The organism is Croceitalea sp. MTPC6, assembly GCF_036985525.1.
Taxonomy (GTDB): Bacteria; Bacteroidota; Bacteroidia; order Flavobacteriales; family Flavobacteriaceae; genus Croceitalea.
In genome coordinates, this window is record NZ_BTGR01000008.1 from 1 (window position 1) to 22,511 (window position 22,511).

The 22,511-nt window shown below is 38.3% G+C and carries 17 protein-coding genes and 2 pseudogenes; 1 reads left to right on the top strand and 18 read right to left on the bottom strand.

Translation table 11 applies throughout. The features are described from left to right. From AACP56_RS13870 to AACP56_RS13955, 18 genes and pseudogenes are all read right to left on the bottom strand, one after another. Positions 1-549, bottom strand: a 549-nt coding sequence (locus AACP56_RS13870) for an efflux RND transporter permease subunit (RefSeq protein WP_339337547.1), incomplete at its 3' end; no start/stop codon positions are given. Positions 550-674: 125 nt separating this feature from the next. After that, positions 675-983, bottom strand: coding sequence for a DUF6660 family protein (locus AACP56_RS13875; protein WP_179241116.1), 309 nt, complete (start codon positions 981-983; stop codon positions 675-677). A gap of 47 nt (positions 984-1,030) precedes the next feature. Beyond that, positions 1,031-2,761, bottom strand: coding sequence for an efflux RND transporter periplasmic adaptor subunit (locus tag AACP56_RS13880; protein ID WP_339337546.1), 1,731 nt, complete (start codon positions 2,759-2,761; stop codon positions 1,031-1,033). 10 nt (positions 2,762-2,771) lie between these two features. After that, a complete protein-coding gene (locus AACP56_RS13885; protein WP_339337545.1) occupies positions 2,772-3,563 on the bottom strand; it encodes a cation transporter in 792 nt (263 codons plus the stop codon). A 6-nt stretch (positions 3,564-3,569) separates the two neighbouring features. Beyond that, positions 3,570-4,058, bottom strand: coding sequence for a DUF305 domain-containing protein (locus AACP56_RS13890; protein WP_339337544.1), 489 nt, complete (start codon positions 4,056-4,058; stop codon positions 3,570-3,572). Positions 4,059-4,079: 21 nt separating this feature from the next. After that, on the bottom strand, positions 4,080-6,809 hold the full coding sequence (locus AACP56_RS13895; RefSeq protein ID WP_339337543.1) for a heavy metal translocating P-type ATPase: 2,730 nt from the start codon (positions 6,807-6,809) through the stop codon (positions 4,080-4,082). Continuing rightward, positions 6,806-7,393, bottom strand: a complete 588-nt coding sequence (locus AACP56_RS13900; protein ID WP_339339981.1) for an ion channel — start codon at positions 7,391-7,393, stop codon at positions 6,806-6,808. The genes AACP56_RS13895 and AACP56_RS13900 overlap by 4 nt, the downstream gene beginning before the upstream one ends. A gap of 34 nt (positions 7,394-7,427) precedes the next feature. Then, positions 7,428-7,877, bottom strand: a complete 450-nt coding sequence (locus AACP56_RS13905) for a heme-binding domain-containing protein (protein ID WP_339337541.1) — start codon at positions 7,875-7,877, stop codon at positions 7,428-7,430. After that, positions 7,878-8,468: a DUF3347 domain-containing protein gene (locus AACP56_RS13910; protein WP_339337540.1), complete on the bottom strand. Its 591-nt coding sequence runs from the start codon at positions 8,466-8,468 to the stop codon at positions 7,878-7,880. Positions 8,469-8,493: 25 nt separating this feature from the next. Then, positions 8,494-9,492 (bottom strand): annotated as a pseudogene (locus tag AACP56_RS13915) (multicopper oxidase domain-containing protein); the annotation flags it as partial. Continuing rightward, positions 9,491-10,357, bottom strand: a pseudogene (locus AACP56_RS13920) (TolC family protein); the annotation flags it as partial. The pseudogenes AACP56_RS13915 and AACP56_RS13920, both read right to left, overlap by 2 nt. 89 nt (positions 10,358-10,446) lie before the next feature. Then, on the bottom strand, positions 10,447-14,199 hold the full coding sequence (locus tag AACP56_RS13925; RefSeq protein WP_133642511.1) for an efflux RND transporter permease subunit: 3,753 nt from the start codon (positions 14,197-14,199) through the stop codon (positions 10,447-10,449). Positions 14,200-14,307: 108 nt separating this feature from the next. Beyond that, complete coding sequence (locus AACP56_RS13930) at positions 14,308-14,727, bottom strand: HYC_CC_PP family protein (protein ID WP_133642510.1); 420 nt, start codon at positions 14,725-14,727, stop codon at positions 14,308-14,310. Between the two features lie 81 nt (positions 14,728-14,808). Then, the gene (locus AACP56_RS13935) at positions 14,809-15,921 is read right to left on the bottom strand and encodes a DUF4238 domain-containing protein (RefSeq protein WP_133642509.1); all 1,113 of its coding nucleotides are present in this window, start codon (positions 15,919-15,921) and stop codon (positions 14,809-14,811) included. 11 nt (positions 15,922-15,932) lie between these two features. Beyond that, entirely contained in the window at positions 15,933-16,643 is a 711-nt protein-coding gene (locus AACP56_RS13940; RefSeq protein ID WP_133642508.1) for a hypothetical protein, read from the bottom strand. 7 nt (positions 16,644-16,650) lie between these two features. Further along, positions 16,651-17,427, bottom strand: coding sequence for a hypothetical protein (locus tag AACP56_RS13945; protein ID WP_133642507.1), 777 nt, complete (start codon positions 17,425-17,427; stop codon positions 16,651-16,653). A 3-nt stretch (positions 17,428-17,430) separates the two neighbouring features. Then, on the bottom strand, positions 17,431-18,336 hold the full coding sequence (locus AACP56_RS13950; protein WP_133642506.1) for a hypothetical protein: 906 nt from the start codon (positions 18,334-18,336) through the stop codon (positions 17,431-17,433). 92 nt (positions 18,337-18,428) lie between these two features. After that, positions 18,429-19,640 carry a site-specific integrase gene (locus AACP56_RS13955; protein ID WP_133642505.1) on the bottom strand — a complete coding sequence of 404 codons (1,212 nt, stop codon included), beginning with the start codon at positions 19,638-19,640 and terminating at the stop codon, positions 18,429-18,431. A 436-nt stretch (positions 19,641-20,076) separates the two neighbouring features. Here AACP56_RS13955 and AACP56_RS13960 point away from each other — a divergent pair, with 436 nt between their 5' ends. After that, on the top strand, positions 20,077-22,509 hold the full coding sequence (locus tag AACP56_RS13960; protein WP_339337539.1) for a hybrid sensor histidine kinase/response regulator: 2,433 nt from the start codon (positions 20,077-20,079) through the stop codon (positions 22,507-22,509). Positions 22,510-22,511 lie beyond the last annotated feature (2 nt).

The window sequence follows — 22,511 nt, forward strand, 5'->3', positions numbered from 1 at the left end:
GGCATTAATTTCTACAACACCAGGCACCATTGCCATTTGCCGTTGCACAATCCAATCTTGCATTGTACGTAAATCGGATAATGAATATTTATCTTCAAATTCAGGTTCTACCTTTAAGGTATATTGGTACACTTCCCCCAAACCTGTTGAAATTGGCCCCATACTTGGCTGTCCAAAACCCTCTGGGATTTGTTCACGTACTTCGGTCAGTTTTTCAGAAACAAGTTGACGCGGTAAATAGGTACCCATATCATCGTCAAAAACGACGGTTACTACGGAAAGGCCAAAGCGGGACACCGAACGAATTTCCTTTACATTGGGCAAGTTGCTCATTGCAACTTCGACGGGATAGGTTACGAATTGCTCAATATCTTCCGTTCCCAGATTAGGGGATTGTGTGATGACCTGTACTTGGTTATTAGTAATATCCGGCACGGCATCAATGGGCACTTGGGTCATACTATATATACCAGCACCAATCAATGCCAGCGTGAGCAGACCGATTATAAATTTGTTATTGATTGAAAAATCAATGATTCTATTAATCATAGATAAGGGTGTTAATTCAGTTGAAATTTTGGTTCTATACATTGAATTAAATGCAATGCACAATGTTGACGAATCCAATAGATGGACACGTCAAAACAGGATATAGTTATCCTATTAAAACTGAATTATGCCTGAGGGGGCTGAAAAAGGGAATGGGGAATATCTTTGCCGAGGTCATCAAAATGGACAAAGAATTCGTGTGGAATAGCAGGCTGTAGCGGTTGAAATGCAACAAGCCCAAAATTTATCGTGTGAACGTGGCAGCAATGACATTGGCAAAAAGGCGAGCATAACTCACAGTCTTGGTCGTGGTCGCCATCAATATCTATTACCGTAACAACTTGGGTGTCATCGGCACTATTTGTCGCATCGCTACAAGGCACTACATTGAGTGCCAAGAAATAAAACGATAAAATGATTGCTACAACTTTCACAATGCAAAGATAAAAATATTTTGGTGCAACTGTGTTGCAAATGATTTTTACAACGAATCAATCACACTTCCGCAAGTCAACATTGCATCGCCATAGTATGGATTTCTTATTTCTTCTTCCATACTTAACCATACCGCACCTTTATTGTTATTTGCCATAGGGCATTTCTGAATGTAATAATTTGTCGAGTTTTCTATGCTCATTGCAATAGGCACGATATTCTCGTTTAGAATGACGAAGTGAGCGCGCTGGTTTTCCAGAATGTCATTGTTTGCAATGGCATCCAGCATCTCAATACTTTTGGTTAAATGTTGTTTTTCCATCGTACCTAAATCATCAGTCGATATTGCTTTTAATTTTTCTGATGTCGCTTTCGCGAAAGCGGAAACTTGACTTGCATCGCTTGCTACAAGGGCATCTTTCATTTTGAGATATGATGGTAATGCTTTGTCGAAATCAGAACTAAACGCATCGCTGAAACTCATTTCCATATCGCCGATCATTGCTGATTCGTCCTGCATCATTTGCTGATTCATCATTGATTTTTTACCCTGTAATTGTGCTGCTGCATCTACCGTGAACGTTCCATTGGTTACTATTTCATCGCCATTATTTAATCCGGAAGATACTTGGTAAGTTTCGCCAGAGCGATTGCCCAAGGTTACTTCGTGCATTTCAAATACAGGCTCGTTAGGATTGGTTTTCACATATACCAATGAGCGCTCGCCCGTCCATAACACAGCACTTGCAGGCACGGTAAGGGTGTTTTCCATAGTTTGTGTTGCGCCTTTAACCTTACCTGTAACAAACATTCCTGGTTTAAATAGGTTGTCTCTATTTTGAAGGGTTGCACGTACCGTTACCGTTCTTGTAGCATTATTTAAAATTGGGTCAATAAATGAAATTGTTCCCTCAAATTCTTTATTTGGATAGGCATTGGTCGTGATGTTGATTTTTTGCCTAACGTTGAATAGCGCTATTTGATTTTCATAGGCATCAAATTCTGCCCAAACCGAATTGAGGTTGCTCAACTTCACAATAGGCTGTCCTTGATTTACATAATCGCCTTGTGCTGCCATTACTTCTGAAACCGTTCCGGAAACCGTTGCATAAATCGGGAAATTCTCTCGTACCGTTCCACTTTCTTCAATAGCATTGATTTGTGTATCTGAAAGTTTCCAGTTTTTGAGTTTATTGCGAACTGCTTTATACAAAGCGGGTTGCGATTCTTTCAACGATGCTGCGGTAATCAATTCCTGTTGTGCCGCTACAAGGTCTGGTGCGTAAATGGTTGCGAGCAGCTGACCACGATTTACTTGTTGACCTTCATAGTTGACGTTGAGTCTTTCTATTCTTCCTTTGAAATAGCTGGCTTGCACAGTATTGTTTTCTTCATTAGCAGCTATTTTTCCAGAAAGGGATATCATCCCATCATCATCGCTGGCTTCTGCATCGCCCACGATAGTGGTTTGAATATTTGCTAATGCCATAGCATTTTCGGTCATTTTTATCTCGTTTGCTGCGAGACCTTCAGCACCAGCTTCAGCAGGGATTAAGTCCATTCCACATATAGGACAATCGCCAGCTTCGGATTGCATTATCTGTGGGTGCATAGAGCACGTCCACATCTGTTCTGCGCTCTCGCCAGAGTGGTCGTGGTCGGACATATCAGACGTATCCTTATTTGCTGCATTGTCTGAGCTATTTCCAAAAATGAGCCAGCCAGCGCCCAAACCTATGATAACGACTATTGCTATATATAAAATGTTCTTTTTCATATTCATAATTTTATTTTCCTAATTTCAAAATATTAAGAGCGCCACGGACAACTACTATAAAAACGATTGCGCCTACAATCAAATCAGGCAATCGTGAGCCAGTCCATAGTACCAAAAGCCCAGCAAGAATAACCCCAGAATTAATAATGACATCATTTGATGTGAAAATCATACTGGCCTGCATATGGGCTTCTTTACTTTTAGATTTTTGAAGAAGAAATAGACATAGCCCGTTGGCCAATAGTGCCAATATTGAGACTATAATCATTGTTTTAAAATCCGGAACTTCTGTTGGATTTATAAACCTTCTCACTATTTCTACAATTCCTATAACCGCAAGAAGTATCTGAAAATAACCGGCAGTTGTCGCTATTCTTTTTTTAAGTAGTTGGGAACCGCCTACTGCAAAAAGACTTAAACCATATACAAATGAATCTGCCAGCATATCAAGACTGTCTGCAACGAGGCCCATTGATTTTGAAATCAATCCTGTAGTCATTTCAATGACAAAAAAAATAAAATTGATAATCAAAACTGACCATAGTAACCTACTCTGGTTGCTTGCTTCTTCCGCAATTACTTCATCGGTTGGTTCTGAAGAAATCAATTCTTCATTAAACTTTAGGTCTGCAATGGCTTTCTGAATTTCTTCCAAGTTGCCATTATGTAAAACCGTTAGTTTTCTGTTTGGAATATCGAAATCCAATTTTAAAATATGACCAACTGAATCCAACTTCATTCGAATCATAGATTCCTCAGAAGGACAATCCATTTTTGATATTTTGAATATTGATTTATCCACTTTGTTTTACTCGTTTTCTAAACGCTCAATCATTGCTTTCATTTCAGCAATTTCCCTACGTTGCGCTTTAATGATTTCTTCAGCCAGTTTCTTAACTTCTGGGTCTTCAATATCTGCTCGTTCACTTGTTAAAATGGCGATGGAATGGTGTGGTATCATTGCTTTCATCCAAAGTACATCGCCTACGGTTGACTTTTGGTCACGTACGAGTCCTAATGCACCTACAAAGAGAACGATACTTCCCAAAACTATGGCGATATTCTTCTTTTTATTTTGATACATTCCACGCATTGCTACAAACATAATGATGGCCATAGCTGCGATACCAAGGCAGACCATATAAAATCTCGTTAGACTAAACCAAACGTGGTCCCATTCATAGGTATTTAAATACATTGTAATATACATTGCTACAAAAGAGCAAGCGAGCATCGCTACAAAACGTGTGTAATGATTTTTGGATTTTCCTGAATTTTTGTGTTCGTTTGATTTCATAATTTTTGGTTTTATAATTAATTATTGAATTGATTTTGTTCTTAATCTGAGGGCGTTGGCGATAACCGATACAGAACTAAAGCTCATCGCCAAAGCCGCAATCATTGGCGATAAGAGTATTCCAAAAAACGGATACAGTAGTCCTGCTGCAATAGGGATACCCAGCGTGTTATAAATCATTGCAAAAAAGAGGTTTTGTTTGATATTGCGCATTACTGCATCACTTAGATTTCTTGCCTTTACGATACCGTGTAAATCGCCTTTCACCAAGGTAATGGCTGCACTTTCAATGGCAACATCCGTACCTGTTCCCATTGCGATACCTACATCACTTTTAGCGAGTGCAGGTGCATCATTGATACCATCGCCTGCCATTGCAACCACCTTGCCTTGCACTTGTAATTTCTCGACTTCCTGCAATTTGTTTTCTGGTAGCATACTTGCTTGAAAATCCGCAAGGTTAAGCTCATCTGCGACAGCTTGGGCGGTGTCGTGATTATCACCAGTAAGCATAATGACCGCAATTCCCTTATTCTGCAAATCCTTGATAGCTTTTGCACTCGTTTCCTTGATTTTGTCGCCGATAACGACGTAGCCGGCAACTTGACCTTCAACAGCGAGATAGGAAACCGTTTTCCCTTGTTTTTGGTAGGATTGTGCCTCTTCTTCCATAGCTTCGGTAAGTGTGGCATTTGCCTGTTCCATCATTTTGACGTTACCTAAAGCCACTTCTTTATTGTTCACTTTACCTTCAACGCCTTTTCCAGTAACTGCGTTAAATCCATCTGCTTTTAAAAACTCTGCGTTTTGTTCTTTTCCATATTTTACGGTGGCTTCCGCCAGCGGATGTTCACTTTGGCTGTTCAAGGAAACGATATATTGCAGCACTTCATTTTCGGTAAACCCCTTGTCAAAAGAACCCACTTTCTCAACTGTAGGTTTTCCTTCAGTTATCGTTCCGGTCTTATCGACAATGAGAGTATCTACCTTATCCATTTTTTCAAGGGCTTCGGCATTTTTGATAAGCACCCCATTCTGCGCTCCTTTACCAACACCGACCATTACAGACATTGGTGTCGCAAGCCCCAAAGCACACGGACAGGCGATAATTAATACGGCAATCGCATTGACCAAAGCATAAACATAGGCTGGCTCTGGGCCCCAAATCGCCCAAACGCCGAAGGTCACGGCAGCGATGATGACCACGATTGGCACGAAATATCCCGAAACGGTATCGGCCAACTTTTGGATGGGTGCACGGCTTCGACTGGCATCATTGACCATCTGTATAATCTGTGATAACAGGGTGTCAGACCCAACCTTTTCAGCTTTCATCAAGAAGGACTGATTGCCGTTGATAGTTCCGCTACTTACTTTATCATCTACTGATTTGTTTACAGGAATGGGTTCGCCTGTAATCATCGATTCATCGATGGAAGTTTCGCCTTCGGTAATAACGCCATCCACAGGAATCTTATCGCCCGGCTTCACACGTAGGATATCGCCCAATTCAATTTCATCGATGGCCACTTCCTGTTCTTCCCCATCAACTACCTTTATAGCCTTGTTAGGTGCCAATTTTAAAAGTTCCTTGACTGCGGAATTGGTCTTGCTATGCGCACGAGCTTCGAGGACTTGACCAAGTAGAACCAAAGTTAGAATCACCGTAGCAGCCTCAAAATAGACGTGAACCGTACCGGCTTCGGTCTTGAATTGGTCAGGGAAAAAATCGGGTACGAGCATCCCGAACACGCTGAAGAGCCAAGCAACGCCAGCACCGATACCGATAAGCGTAAACATATTTAAGTTCCACGTCTTTATACTGCGGTAGGCACGTTCAAAGAACATCCAAGTAGCGTAGAATACCACAGGAATAGAAAGCGCAAATTGAATCCAGTTCCAATATTTTAATTCTAAAACATCATATAAGGGGTTGTTGGGCAGCATTTCGGACATTGCAATGATAAAAATGGGCAAGGTAAAAGCGACCGCTATCCAGAACTTTTTAAGCAGTTTTTTATAGGTCTTTTCTTCTGCGGATAAATCGGGTTCCATAGGAACTAAATCCATCCCACAAATTGGACAGCTTCCCGGTTCATCCTTAATAATTTCGGGATGCATCGGACAGGTATATTGGGTGTCGGAAGTAACCGTTAGGTTAACTTCTTCAACCAAATCCATTCCGCAAACAGGACAGTCGCCTGGTTGGTCATAGGTTTTATCGCCCTCGCAATGCATCGGACAATAGAACGTTCCCGTTCCTTTGCCTTTGGGTTGTGGTTTTTGTTTTTCGACTTCGGTAGTGTGACGTTGTCCAGCTTTATAAATAGTGTAGGTATCTCCATCGTTTTTTAAAACCTCCTGAAAAGTTTCATACGGAATGATACTTTTCATATCTATGAAGGCTTCAGCTTTTTCTAAATCGACGGTAACATCTAAGACACCGTCAACTTGTGATAAAGTCTTTTCTACGTGTGCTCTGCAACCATTACACGTCATACCATTTATGGGATAAGTGCGCGTTTTGATTCCATCAGGTTTGATTGGATGTATATGATATTTAGCCTTTCTCTCTTGGACCGCATTTTCAAATTCTTCAATTTCAATGTGTTGCTCCATCTCAATGGTAGCCGTTTGATTTTCAAAATTAATAGCTACGTCTGTAACTCCTACAACATCTGATAACGCACTTTTTACCGTTCTCAGACAACCTTTACAAGACATTCCTTGTATTTGATATGTGTGTTTCATTCTTGATTTATTTTAATCTGATTAACATTTGCGATTCCAAAGATAAGCACAAAGAATCGCAATCCCACTTCCAAAATCACTGTCGATTTAGCCACTATAGAAACTGGAACTATATCTCCGTATCCAACAGATGAAAATGTTATAATACTCAAGTAGAAATACTCAAAGAACACCGTCCAGATAGAACTATTTATATCATAGTTGCTCTTAAAATTATTGTCATCTATGAGGTGTAATGCTGCGAAGTCGCTTGCAAAAGAAAAGATGATTAAACCTATTAATAAGGTAAATAGAACAAGTACGTGACTAAGTAAATGGCTTTGACTTATAATTTTTACAAGTTGGCTGAAAGAAAGATGCACAATGAAGAATATTTTTACAACAGTAAGCATAAATACCATCCATACATTCCAATTATACTCAATGTTAGAAATAAGACCTATATCTACAAATGCAACTACCAGAATTACAGCTATTGTAAGTCCAGCTTTGCGAAAAAGCTGCTTGTAAAATGAGTCTATTTTTTCTAGTTCCATTTTTATAATTACTGTATTTGTGCCTGATACGAGAAAGGTTCTAACCAACCATCAATGAAAATTACTTTTCCCGTATCAGGACTTAATCTTCTCTTAAGCTATCCATATAGCCTATAATTTCTTTTACTGCGGTACTGTCCATTCGCGCATCACCGTGAATGAGCTCGTAACTATCCATCGGCATTTCGCCGCTTTCTATTTGTTTTATAATAGAACGCAACTTGCTGTTTTTCCTTCGGCTGGAATAGGTGTCCCATTCATTAAAATTAAGTTCATCCTTTCCCTCCTGTATGTGGTCCTCCAGATACCAAGCGGCAGGCTGTATCTTGCTGTACCACGGATACTCTGTATTGTTGCTATGGCAATCATAGCAAGAAACCTGCAACTGATTTTTAATCGTTGCAGGTACTTGATTTACTATCATAAAATCATTTTGTGGTACAGTATCGCTCTCGTTCAAGGTTACTGGAAAGAGCTGGATCACTACCAATGCCACAAGTGAAAGCCACGCTATGATTTTTAAATACTTCAATTAGTTGATTTCTCGCTGTACTTTACCACATCTCAACATTGAACTTCCATAATAGGGATTCAATACATTTTCTTCTTTGCTCAACCACGCTGTACCACCATCGTACATAGGGCAAAATTGCTCGTAAAGTTTAGTCTTTGTACCAGTAATTGCCACCATATCGGTTACATCCTTACTTAATATCTTAAAATGTTCACGCTGATGCTTGATGTCACTTTCTGAAATGTGTTCTGCGTGTTCTGTGGCATCTTCGATAATGTCATTTAATTCTGATTTTTCATTATCGGAATAGTTTGAGGCATCAAAAGATTTAAGAGATTGAGCCAATGTATTTCCCAATTCTTTCGCCTTGCCATTATCATCGCCTACAAGCGCATCTTTTAAATTGAAATAATCCTTCAGGATTGCTTCTGCTTTTGCATCTTGGTTGTCATTCATCGCCATATCCTTTTTGTCATCCATAGACTCTTGGTGCATCTCGCTGCTCATAGGTGCAGTAGATTCATTTTTGTTTCCATCTTTACAGGAAACCGTTAGTACCATTGTGGCAGCAAGTGCCATTATACCTATTGTTCTTTTTACTGTTTTCATCTTGTTTATTTTAAATTGTTAATTATTAAAATCGGGCTAAAAGACCGCCACCCCAGCCATATTTATTATTGTAGTTTCCTTGTATTGAAAAATTACGAGAAATGATATATGAAAGTCCAACCAGCCATTGGGTTTCACTTTCAAAAGATAAATTGTTATCCAAATTATTGACCCAACCAAAATCTGCTCTGTACTCATACTCTCCTTCTAAAAATATTCTTGGAAAAATCAATAGTTCTCTGTCCAAGCGTATTCTTGGGCGTAGTTGGTGGTCCATACTCACATCTACATTAAACCTGTAAGGCGTAAAATATTTAACCCCAACTAATCCTACAGTATTAAATGTGTCATAAGAATCTGGTGTTGAAGTTTCGGTGTTTACTCCTGCATACACCCGTACCCAATCATTGAGGTATCGATTGTAGTTCACTTCTATCTCGGCATTTTGGCTATAATCAAATTCGGCTCGTAAACTAAATTCATTTCTGATATTGCTTGACGTTAAAAAGAGTTCATTAAAGTTTGAACCAGCACGAGCCAATCCCCACGAATAGTAATGGTCTGTCTCATCAATTAGGTTTTGTACTGGATAAGGTTTCATCCTTTCATCTCGTGGTGTATCATAGCTAAATATTCTTGCCATACCACCCAGCATATGGTATAATACGTGACAATGAAAAAACCAATCGCCATATTCTTCGTTATAAAATTCGATGACCACTTTTTGCATCGGTGGTACGTTAACCGTGTGCTTTAATGGTGAACGCTCTCCATTTTCATTAATCACCCTAAAATAATGTCCGTGCAAGTGCATTGGATGGTGCATCATTGTCATATTGTTAAGCGTTATTCGTACAACTTCTCCCTGATTGATTTTTATTTTATCGGTTTCTGAAAGTGGTACTCCGTTTATTGACCATACATATCGGTTCATATTACCAGTTAGGTTAAATAGCATCTCACGTGTAGGTCTGTCTTCGTCAAATTCGGTACTTTCTGGCGCTTTTAAATAGTGATAATTAAATGGGGATTGAAACCGAAACCATAGGCATCAACACATCTTTCCCATTATCGCTGAAGTTGACATCGCTACGTTCCGTTACGGGCAAATAATCCACGCCAAAACCAATCATAGGCAAACTCTCACGCTGGTTGAGCAGTTCAGATTGTGCCACCGATTCATAAAGTTTGTCATATTTGAGCAGTTCAGGGTTGAGTGCAAGCGCTTCATTGTCATAAAAAGGGTCTTCCTGCGGAATTTCCATTTCTGGAACAACGTCAACCGTCATCATTGATTCGCGGTTGAGCAAATTGTTGAAAGCCGTTTGTTCTGCTGTAAATTCTTCTTCCAGCACTTCCTTTTGTTGTTGTAATTCATTTTGTCTAATCTGAAGTCGCAATACATCTACGGCACTCGCTTTGCCCACTTCTACAGATGTGAGTGCAAGTTGCTCGTAGGTTTCCAGAAGCTGTATATTTTCATCCAGCACAGCTTGCTTGGCACGTATAGAATACAGGCTATAATAGGATTGTGCGACCGAAAGTGCGAGCTTGCGCTTTGCAATCGTGATGTCCACATATTCGGCATCTGCCATTGCGGTGGCATAATTTTCACGAGCGGTAATGGTGCCGAACCACGGCAACATTTGCTTGATACCTATTCGTGCACGTTGTGCGCCAACTCTGGTTTCAGGCTCGCTCACAAAGTAGCCAGCACTTACTTCGGTATTGGGAATCCAGTTGGCTTCGTTTACCTTTTCTTCGGCGATATTATAGCGCAGTTCAAAAGCTTGAATTTCTGGATTGTTCGCTTCAGCTTCTTGGATGTAGGATTGTAGTTGTTGCGCCTGCCCGCCGATTCCGACAAGAAGCAACGCTAAAATCACCAAGGCGTTCAGGCGGGCTTTCGCACTTCGTCTTCGCTCAGTATGAACTTCAGCGGAAACAAACAAAAACACGAGTATATATTTTAATTTTTTCATCTGTTTGCTTTTTTAAGTTGGTATTCCTTTTTCCAACTGTATAGGACTGGCAGTAGAAAATAGGACGTAACGTCGATTATCATTCCGCCAAAAATGGGTATCGCCATCGGTATCATTATATCGCTTCCCTTGCCTGTGGATGTGAGTACAGGAAGTAATGCCAACACCGTAGTTACAGTAGTCATCAAACACGGACGAATACGTTTACCTGCGGCTTCCAAAGTTGCGAGACGAATGCCCTTTTTATTGTCTGGTTCGTTGCTTTTAAAAGATTGGTCTAAATAGGTGGCCATTACTACACCATCATCCGTTGCGATCCCGAAAAGGGCAATAAAACCTACCCAAACGGCCACACTTAAATTGATAGTTTTCATATTGAACAAATCCCGCAGATTTTCGCCGAAAAAGCCGAAGTTGAAAAACCAATCTTGTCCGTATAGCCATATCATTATAAAGCCACCAGCAAAGGCCACGGCGATTGCGGTAAACACCATAAGCGATGTGGAAACCGACCTGAATTGGAAATACAAAATCAAGAAAATAACCAGCAAACAAAGCGGTACGACAACCGATAGCGTTTTTTCTGCTCGTAACTGATTTTCATAGGTTCCCGTAAAGCGATAGCTCACGCCTTGTGGTACGACCAGCGAACCGTTATCAATATTTTCTTGAATTAAGGCTTGGGCATTTTCCACCACATCTACTTCGGCAAAGCCATCGAGTTTATCAAACAGCACATAGCCAATTAGAAAAGTATCTTCACTCTTAATGACCTGTGGTCCTTGCTCGTATCGAATTTCAACCAATTCGCCCAGCGGTACGGGACTTCCTTTTTCAACAGGAACATAGATATTATGCAAGTCGTCTGGATTTGCCCGCAATTCTCGTGGATAGCGAACCCGAACGGCATAACGCTCACGACCTTCCACGGTTTGCGTTAGTGGCATACCGCCCACGGCCACTTGAAGGATTTCCTGCACGTCCATTATGGACACCCCATATCGAGCCAATTGGTCTCGCTTAATATCGATGAGCAAGTAGGGTTTGCCCACGATACGGTCTGCAAAGACAGCTTGTTCTTTAACGCCTTCGGCTTGTTTCAAGATGTCTTCCAGTTGCAGTCCAAAATTTTCTATGGACTTTAAATCCGGACCTTTTACCTTGATGCCCATAGGCGCACGCATTCCCGTTTGTAGCATTACCAAACGTGTTTCGATGGGTTGCAACTTGGGTGCAGATGTCACGCCTGGTAGTTTGGTTACTCGAACTATCTCGTTCCAAATATCATCTGGACTCTCGATGTCTGGTCGCCAATTTCGGTAGTACTCGCCATCTTCATCTTCAATCAAGTCTTCGCGTGTGGCAGTAGTTTTTAGCGATATTTCGTCATAGTTGGCATCTTCATCTATCTCGTTGTTCGGATTGATAATGAATTTGTCGTTCTTCAGTACAAACAATCCATCATCATTGACTTTATAGCGTTGTCGTTGGCCAGATGCATTGCGCATATATTCAGATTTATACTGAATGACATTCTCATACATTGAAAGTGGTGCTGGGTCGAGTGCGCTTTCCGTTCTTCCAGCTTTTCCCACCACAGTTTCAATCTCTGGGATGCTTGCCACCGCCATATCCAGCTGTTGCAATACACGTTTGTTTTCTTCAACGCCTGCGTGCGGTAAGGATGTGGGCATCAATAAGAATGAACCTTCATTGAGTGCTGGCATAAATTCCTTACCTGTGTTGCGCATAATGATGATGCCCAACGTGAGCACCGTAGCCGGAATGATTAAGAACAGATATCGGTTCTGAAGTGCCCATCGCAAAATACGCGCATAGTATATCCTAAAAATCGAGAACACACCGAGCAGTCCAAAACAGATGATGGAAACAAATATCAGGTTCATAACAATGCTTCGGTCAAAGCCTAATGGTCGCCAGTATTCTGCTAATAAAACTACGATAGCAATAGATGAAATGATGATGTCAAGCAGGTTTTTGCGCTTTTGCGAAAGCGTACCGCGCATCTTTAAAAATGATGTGATGGCAAAGGCGATTAGAATTAGTCCTAACCAAAAGCCGTAAACGATGGCGAGAATTCCCAATAAAACAAGTGCGCCATTGATGACGTACTGTGTCCGTTCACGCAAATTCGTCTTACGGAAAAGGAATGCCGCAATGGGTGGAATGAGAAACAGCGCAATAATGAGCGATGCCGTGAGTGCCATTGTTTTAGTAAAGGCGAGCGGGCGGAATAGTTTACCTTCAGCACCTATCATTGTGAATACTGGTAGGAAACTGATTATGGTCGTTAAAACTGCCGTAAGGATAGCGCCGGAAACTTCGGCAGTTGCGTTGTAGATGATTTCGTTTGTGGTGTATTCTTTACCGTTTTCATTAAGGCGTAACTTTTCATCTTCCAAGTGCCGTATCATATTTTCGGCGAGTATCACGCCCACGTCCACCATTGTACCGATGGCAATGGCAATACCTGAAAGTGCGACGATATTTGCATCTACATTAAAGAGCTTCATCGTGATGAAAACCATCAAAACGGCTACGGGTAACAACCCTGAAATAAGGATGGATGCACGCAGATTGAAAACCATTATAATAATGACCAAAATGGTAATTAGGATTTCCAAAGTGAGTGCTTCATTGAGCGTTCCCAGCGTTTCTTGTATGAGTTCTGTCCGGTCATAAAATGGTACAATGGTAACTTGCGAAATGCGACCATCTGATAAAGTTTTTGTGGGAAGTCCAGAGCTTATTTCGGCAATTTGCGCCTTGACATTATTGATAACTTCCAACGGATTTGCACCGTAGCGAGCGACTACGACACCACCTACGACTTCGGCCCCTTCCTTATCGAGAATACCACGTCTGGTAGCAGGCCCCAAATGGACGTTAGCCACATCTTTGATGCGGATGGAAGTGAAATTTTCAGAATCTACAACTGCATTTTCAATATCTGCTATGGACTTGACGTAACCCAATCCGCGTACGAGGTATTCGGCTTGATTGATTTCGAGAGTCTGTGCCCCTATATCTTGATTGCTCTGTTTGACGGCTTTAACCACATCGCCCATACTCACATTGTACTGGCGCATTTTTTCTGGGTCAATGTCCACTTGGTATTCCTGAACATAGCCACCAATGGAAGCTACTTCAGAAACACCACTTGCCGATGACAATCCATATTTCACATAGTAATCCTGTATGCTACGCAATTCCTGTAAATCCCATCCGCCAGTTACGTTGCCGTCTTTATCACGACCTTCCAGCGTGTACCAAAAAATCTGTCCCAGACCTGTGGCATCTGGCCCAAGAGATGGATTGACACCATCGGGCAAAAGGTTTGCAGGAAGTGAGTTCAGTTTTTCCAGTATGCGACTGCGCGACCAATAGAACTCGATGTCTTCTTCAAAAATGATGTAGATGCTGGAAAATCCAAACATCGAAGAACTACGAATAGTTTTTACGCCTGGAATACCAAGAAGGGAAGTGGTAAGCGGATATGTGATTTGGTCTTCAATATCCTGTGGCGAGCGACCTTGCCACTTGGTAAAAACAATTTGTTGGTTCTCGCCAATATCAGGTATGGCATCAACGGCAACTGGGTCTGTGGGCAAAAAGCCTGTTTCCCAATTAAAGGGTGCGTTGACGATGCCCCAACCCACAAATAGGGCGAGTAGTAGAACGGCAACAAGTTTGTTTTCTATGAGAAATTTAATGCTCTTATTTAGCATAGCATTTGATTATTAGATAATTGGAATTACGTGTTGCAGAATATGGCAAACACGAGTTTTAGCCCACGACAGCGTAGCTGTTGGGCTTCATTCTGAAAATCTAATAAATCAAATTAAGAAAGTCTGGTGCAGCACTTGCACATCCCGTTTGACAAAGGGTCGCGGGTAATCGTTGAAAGGAACTTCTTCAGATTCGGTTACTTCAAATAAGTTTATATAAGAATAGGTAAAAGCAGCGACGAACGTTTGCTGCTCGAAAGAAAGTGTGTCAAAAGATATTTTAAGGTCGTCTTTGCCTTCCTTTACAATTTGTTGGTCAGTACAACAAGATTTCTCAGTCATTTTAGGATTCTCACAAGTTTTGGTAGGTTGCGCTTTTTCCATTCCGCAACCTTCAGCTTTTGAGAATAAACTGAAATCGACCAAATTGTCCCCACAATAATGCATATCCACAGTAAATGACATAGTAGAGAACATCACTACAAAGGCCATCGAAATGGATAATATTTTATGGAAAGCCTGTTTCATCGTTGCAAAATTACAAAAATTTAACAGTTTTTATTGGGATTAACAGAAATTTAATTTTCTCATTAAGTTTATAGACAACAATTATTTCCAATGTCCAGTTGCAATTAAAAGCCTTTTCATCTTAATGAGTTGGTCTTCATCTTTGAAATATTTATGGTTAAGCATCTTTTTAAGCTGACCAATTGTTTCAGTCGAAGTTAATCCCGTCTTTTCACAAATTTGATGAAACTTTTGAAGTTCCTCTAACTTAAATTTTGCCTTTTCAACAAATTGTTCGCCATTTTCAGATTCTTCATAACTTGATTGAATTTCGAAATGTTTTTCTATTGTTCCTGGCTTTCCAATTATCAACTTCTCAGCATTACTCTGAATGATAGCGTTGGTCGTAAACACATAATCCCTATCGTGAACCATTCTATGAATTATAGTTTGACCATCAGCAATGCTGTTCGGAAAGATTTCCAAATAATATTGAGTATCTAACGGTAAAGTTATTACTGAGTCAGGATTGAAAAGGCCTTCGAATCGCGTTGATTTTATACCACGTATAGATACTGGATTATCGCAGGTAATCAATGGTGCATCTTTATCATTAATTCGATGGACATTTATCGTGCAATCATATTTAAAGTCCACAAACTCTTTCCATTTCTCTAAGTGCTGCACCAAGAATTTAATCCTGTTTCGCTCTTTAAATTCTTGTCTAACTTTATCTATATCCTTTATATTGAACTCGTGTCTTTCTTCTTCAAACGTAAATTTCACCTCGCCATTTTCGTCTGCATACAGTAGCATTCTATCTAAAATTTGGTCAGTAAAGGCATTTTGATGATTAAGAAATCTTGGTGTTCTAAAGTAAAGAGATAGACATACGTATAATACCTGTTTCTTTTGCTCAGGGGTCAATATTTTCACACTTTCATCAACAAGTAGTCTATATATTTTGGGAAATTCTGAATCTACGTGTTCGGCGTAATGGTGTTCTAAATCGTATTTCCTATCAACTTCAGCATTCGGAATTGTGTAAAGATTTTTTTTGAAACAGATACTTTTCGTGCTAATCTTTTCAAGTAGCAAATCGTCTTCAAGTCTATAAGCATCTACTAAATAGTTGCCCTTTTTGGCTTCGACACCAAAATTTTTTAGGTAGGAACGTGGTATGTAGTGTTGTTTGATGGGTTCGTTTTTTGCCATATCTTAAATATTTAATTGTACAGTCCAGGAATATATGTTTTAGGTGTAAGAAAAGGAATTGATAATCTCGCTTGAACGGTTTGATTAAAATTAAAATTTTTGAAATCTGTTATTTCGTAAAAATCGTTTCGTGTGGGTTCAGAATCTAAAGCATAAACAACACCAAATGGTGGGAAGGTAATTTCACCAAGATGATGAAACCCTTTTTCGGTTCTTGCCATTCCCCAGCCATTTCTAACTTGTTTTGTAATGGTGTGGTAAACAAATACTCTCAAGCTATCTGGAAGCGCCCTTGAATCCTTATCCAAAATAAAATCCGCAAGCCCTTCTAAATTTAAAAGTTGGTCGCTTGTATCTATCGCCATAAACATTGCTAAAATCTGTTTGAGAATGTTTAGTGGCTGTAAGGCATATTCAAAAGTAATATCTTTTGATGCCAAAATTCTATGTGTCAGCGCCATCATTCCCATATAGGCGAATTTCTTGTAGCTGTCCCCATAGTAACTACCTGTGAGATTGTTACAAGATTTGCATAAGTAATATCCACCTGCACCTTGATTACTTCGAATTTTTTTACCGTATAGAAAACTTTTTTTGTCGTGAAGATGGACGGACTTTTGAAAGAATACAGGGTTAGAATTGAAGGCACTTTGTGGCGGAACGTGCTCGAACGTCAATTTTGCATACTTACCGCAGATTCTGCAAATTCCTACTTTCTTCAACTAATACTTAGTAATTAAGATTTTTAATTTTCTCAGTTAAACCATCACATTGAATTCTTTCTTTGGCTTCTCGTTCAATCCTTAAACCCAGACCTTTCGTCTGGTTAATATGGTTTGATGTAAGTTGATTGACATAGGCATAGATTATTCCAACTTCCGTATTCATTTTTGTGTTCCAGTCGAAATCATACAGTTCTTTCAATTCTTCAGTTGGTGTTGTTCTAAAGACGAAATTTGGATTTTTATAGTGTCTGCCATCGTCCAGCAATATGACCATAAGAAAGACCCTACTAAAACCTATGTTTATGTAACCATCTGCTTGCTTTGTCCCTTTTTTCTGAACGCTTGTAATCTTGTTGATTTTTGGCGGTTGATTTTCTAAGGATTCTGATTTTACTATTTTACATTCTATGCCAACTGCATTGCTTTCATTGCCTTCTTTGTAAAGAAGGATGTCAATGTCGCCAGGTTTCTTTTTAGGTTCTGTTATTGGTTCTTTCACGCCACAATGATGGATGACAGAGGATGATGAAAATAGATTTTTGAAAAGTATATGTTTAAAGTCGGCATTGCTCATCAACCAATTAATAACATCGTCTTCATTTTCAAAGGTTCTGGTCACGCTTGCACCAGGCTGAGGATTATTCACAAAAAATGAAATTTTTGATGCACCTGTAATAGGTTGTCTATCTGAAATAACAAATTGTGTAACCTCGTATTCAGGCGGTGGTTCTTTTTGAATGAAAGTCCTAATTGTTTTTTTGAGTCTCGCCAGTATTTTCATAAATTAGAATGGCAATATTTGGTCGGTAAATTGCTTGAATATCTCGCTGGCAAGTGTTTTGTTTAAAGCCCTTGCAGCAATTAAATCCCCGAGTTTTGACTTTAACAATTGCCCGAAAGATTTCTTACTTAGCTTGGGAATATCATCTCGTAGCTCATCAAATTCATCAAAAATGATTTGCTGGCCAATTCCCAATTTTTCGACTTCTTTTAGAACACCCTCAATAAGTGCTTTTAACTCTTCATCAGAACTACTAATTTTCGTGTAGTCTGTAACTTGCGCTTTTCTTGACTGTTCTATTGCATACTTTCCTTCCAGCGTAAGTCTGGCGCCTGTATCTTTTGTAGTAATAGTATCAATAAGATTTCTGTTTTCAAGCATTTTGGCATAATCCCAATCTTCGCCGTGATTGTTCAACTTTATACCATTGCCTTCCAGAATCCATTTGATAGAATGATATAATCTGTCATCATAAAGCTCATAGAGTTTGCTAAGAATGAGGTCGAGCCTACCTTCGGTGTCAAGATTCTTGCGTTCTTCTAAATTAATTTCTTCAGCTCTTATTATTGCATCGGAAATGAATAGCATTTTCAAGTAGTAGTCAAGACCATTGATTTCATCTTTTAGGTCTTGAATTATGTTTTTAATCCTTTGGTCAATACCTAATTTCAAGCCAGTATTATAACCTCTTTGGGCTTTGAATTCATATCTAAAGTTTGTATGTTCAGGTTCAAAGGAAGTTTTTACATAGTCTATGACCTCATTTTCCCAACGTTGCTTTTCTTCCTTTAGGCTTTCTAAATCATTTTCAGTTCTTGAAGACCTATATTTTTCGACCAGAGCTTCGCCTTTAGCTTTCTGTTCTTCAATTTTATTTTTAAAATCTATCCATTTGACCTTTAAAACCATACGCAAAAAGTTTAGCTTGTAAAGGTAGAAGAATGAAGTTCTAAAATGTTAAAATTTCTATTTAAGATGTTCACAGCTGGTAAACAATTTGCCTAAAAATTGACAACGCTGTCCAAAGCATCATCTGCATCTTTATGGATGAAATTGGCTTGATATTTTATTGTAGTAGTAACGGATGAATGCCTGTAAAGTTTTTGAAGCATTTTAATAGGAATTTTGTCTTCTGAGATATGGCCAAAGCTGTGTCGAGCTATATGCATAGTTACCTTTTTGGTAATTTTTGCTTTCTTGGCGACCCCAACCAAATATTTATTGAACTTTTTAGTAGCCGTTTTGGTCTTGGCATAGACATCTTTCGCATCTTTTAAATCTGCCTTTTTCATTTCGGGAAAAACGAAATCGTCATTGTCCCGTTTTTCAGATTTGTAATATTCCAATATAGGGAAGACTTTTTCTGGTATTTTGAGAGATAGTAATTTGGAATTTTTATTCATACGGTAGTGAAGTCTATCATCATAAATATCTGACCATCTAATTTTCAGCAAATCGGCAGCTCTGATACCTGCAAAATAGAAACTGAATAACCATACGTTTCGTGCGTGAGTTTCATTTTCAGTAAGATTTTTAGCAGATTCAAACGACTTTATTTCTTTCTTGGTCAATCCTATTTTTTCAGTTTCAGGGAATTTTATCCTAATCTTACCTGAGCCAAATGGATAAAATTTTCTATCAACAACACCCATTTTTATCGCTCTGTTGTATATTGTTCTTATAACAACAAGATTATTAACTATCGACCTTTCAGAGAGATTTAATTTTTTCAAATAAATCTTAAATTTTCTCAAAAAGGCTTCGTCTATTTCTTGAAAGGTCAACTGCTTTGACTTATTAAAGTTTATTACGTGGTTAACACGAGCCTTATCGGTAGACAGTTGAGAGAGCTTTTTATTGGATTCAAGTTCGGAAAGAAAATCTCTTGCAACTTCATAAAAAGTACTCGATTTTGACTCTGAATAGAGTGCTTCTTTTATTTGATTTGCAGAGAAATCTTTTTTATCTGACTGTAAATCTATTAGTGTTTTATTGGCCTCTAATAGCTTGGTGGAAATCAAATTATTTAATCTGTTAGCATTAGTATGGGATTTCCTAACACGTAAGTTCTTCTCATCCCAATCTTTTAAATCTATGTAATGACCAACATAGTGATATGTTGAGCGACGGTTCTTGGTTATGCGGATTGCCAAAGGATAAAGCCCTTCTTTATTTGGTTTCTTTCTTATAACTACTTTTGCATTTGAGGCCATACCATTGAATTTTAGATTATAAAGATAATCAATTTTGGTACAACATAGGTACAACATTTATTGATTTTAAATCATATTAAATGAAATCAATTAATATTAAATATTTATTAATCAGTTGATTATAAGTATATTTAGCTAAATTTACCATCAAATACGCTGGATTCAAAATCCAGTTCCTTTGGAGTGTGGGTTCGATTCCCACCTCGAGTACAGCAAAGACCTCACAAATTCTTGTGAGGTCTTTTTAGTTTCGAGAAATCAAATCTGCAGACTCTTAAGAACATGCATAATATCGATTATTTGTACATAATACCTTACAAATGAGTCGAGTTTAGTAATTGTGAGTTTTATTTGTTATGTAATTCCAGACAAACAATAGTTTGTCTATACAAAAAAATGCCATTTCCCAAAGGTGGTATTGATTAAAACCTACTTTATGCAATATTTATTTACCTATTTAAAGGTAATTTGCGGCTACATATGTGCTATTATCTTTTTGGTTCCCTATAGCATTGAGGCCCAAAGCCATGATAAGGTCAATTTTAAAGAATCTATTTCTATTCGTTCAAATGCCAGTATTTTAAGTGCGGGTACGCAAGAATATGATTTTGAAACCATCAATAAAAAGTCAAAAGAACTCCCTTTTGTTCCCTTACTGGAAATAAAAGAAAATCTTGGGTTTACGGATGGTAACTACTGGATAAAATTTAATCTTGAGAATTCAGCTCCCCAGGCTAAGAACTACTATTTAGAAACTGGGAGGCCAATTACAGATATTGCAAATCTATATTTGGTAAGAGCTAATGGACAAGTAAGCAATCAATATAGTGGTGATAAAATTCCGTTTGGCGAAAAAACAGTGCTCCATAGAAAATCAATTTTCAATATCAATTTGGGAGCCAATGAAAAGGTTGAGGCATTTATTCATTTAAAAAGTGATGGAGAGGTTTTGATGCTGCCTTTAAGATTGTATGAGAAAGATACTTTTTTATACCTGACCTATAAAGAACAAGTATTTTATGGCTTTTTCTATGGAATACTGATCCTAGCATTTATTATTTATTTGTTTTTCTATTTTGCCTTGAATGATAGGGCATTTATTTACTATGGGCTTTATGCCTTTTTTATTGCTACTTTACAATTTACCTTGGATGGTTTTTTCCATCAATATATAACTCCACAAGGAGGTTGGCTTTCAGATAGGTCTGTTTTGATTGCGGCACTACTTTCATTGACTTTCTTTAATAAATACGGGAAACAATTTCTAGCTATCGCATCCCACGGCAAATTTTTGCTCATCACCAATAATCTGTTCAATATTCTTTTGTTGGCATCTTTAGCTTTACTTGTTTGTTTACCTAATGCCCTAAAGGTGCTATATCCTATTGCTAATGTTTTAGGAATGTTGGTAATAGCACAAATGATAGCTTCAATAGGATTTTTAAAAGTAAAAAGAGTGCCTGTAGATGGCTGGTTTATGATTGGAATCTCTTTCTTAGTGCTTGGGTTTATCGTGTTTATTCTTAATAATTTCAACTTAGTGGAAAACTCATTCTTAACAGATAATGGGGCAAAGTTTGGAATTGGATTGGAAATAATTTTTCTGTCTATATCCATGAGCAATAGGATTCGAAATTTAAGAATGGAGAATGAAAAAAATCAATTATTGGCCTTACAACGTTCGGAAGACATGAACCAGATAAAATCATCGTTGTTATCCAATATAAGCCATGAACTTAGAACGCCTTTAAATCTTATTATGGGAATGACTTCATCTTTACAGAACGATAATGGGGATGGAAATTTAAATGAAAAGTATAGACATATCATGAATTCATCTGAAAACCTGTTGGGTTATATAGATGATATTTTGGATTTTACCGTAATTGAAAAAGGAGAGCAAGAGCTGAAAGAAAACAATTTTAATTTAGAAGATTTAGTATCTAGAGTTGCAAAAATCAATGCAAAAAAAGCAGCAGCAAAAAATTTAGAATTCAACTATAAAATAGCTGAGAATCTTCCCAAAGAAATAGTAGGCGACAAGTCTAAAATTGCCCAAATAATGAATAATTTGTTGGATAATGCAATTAAGTTCACTACTTCTGGACAGGTAGATTTTAAAGTAAGATATAACCAAAAGAAAGATGCTGGTTTTGTATTGGAATTTTTGATAGCTGACACAGGTATTGGTATTTCTGAAGAAAAGATGAGTACCATGTATGAGTCTTTTACTAAAAAATCATTTGTTGATAATAGAAAGTTTAGCGGTCTAGGTCTAGGTTTATTTGTGGCTAAGAAGTATGTGGAACTCCACAATGGAACTATTTCAATAAAAAATAATACTACTTTAAATGGGGTTACGTGTAAAGTTTCTTTAAATCTTAAAGAGAATAAGAAACACATTGAAATGGAAACTTCTAAGGAATTAAATTCTGCTTCATTCGATTTAAATAATGCCAGTATATTATTGGTAGAAGACAATAAGATGAACCAAGAAGTGATTAAACTCTTGGTCAAAAAATGGAAGAATGTTTCATTGACAATTGCCAATCATGGAGAAGAAGCAATTAGAATTTTAGGAAAGAACACTTTTGATTTAATTCTAATGGATTTACAAATGCCGATCATGGATGGTTTTGAAGCTACAGAAATGATAAGGAGCGGTAATGCGCCCTGCCAAAGTAATATTCCTATAGTGGTGATTACTGCGGATTGTACCAGTGAATCAAAAGAACGAATTTTGGGCTTGGATGTGAATGATTTTATGACAAAACCCATCAAATCTGCATTACTTTTTCAAAAAATTCAAGGAAATCTTTTCAAAAACGTTGGAACACTTACTAAGCAGGGGATTTCAATGAGTGCTTAATT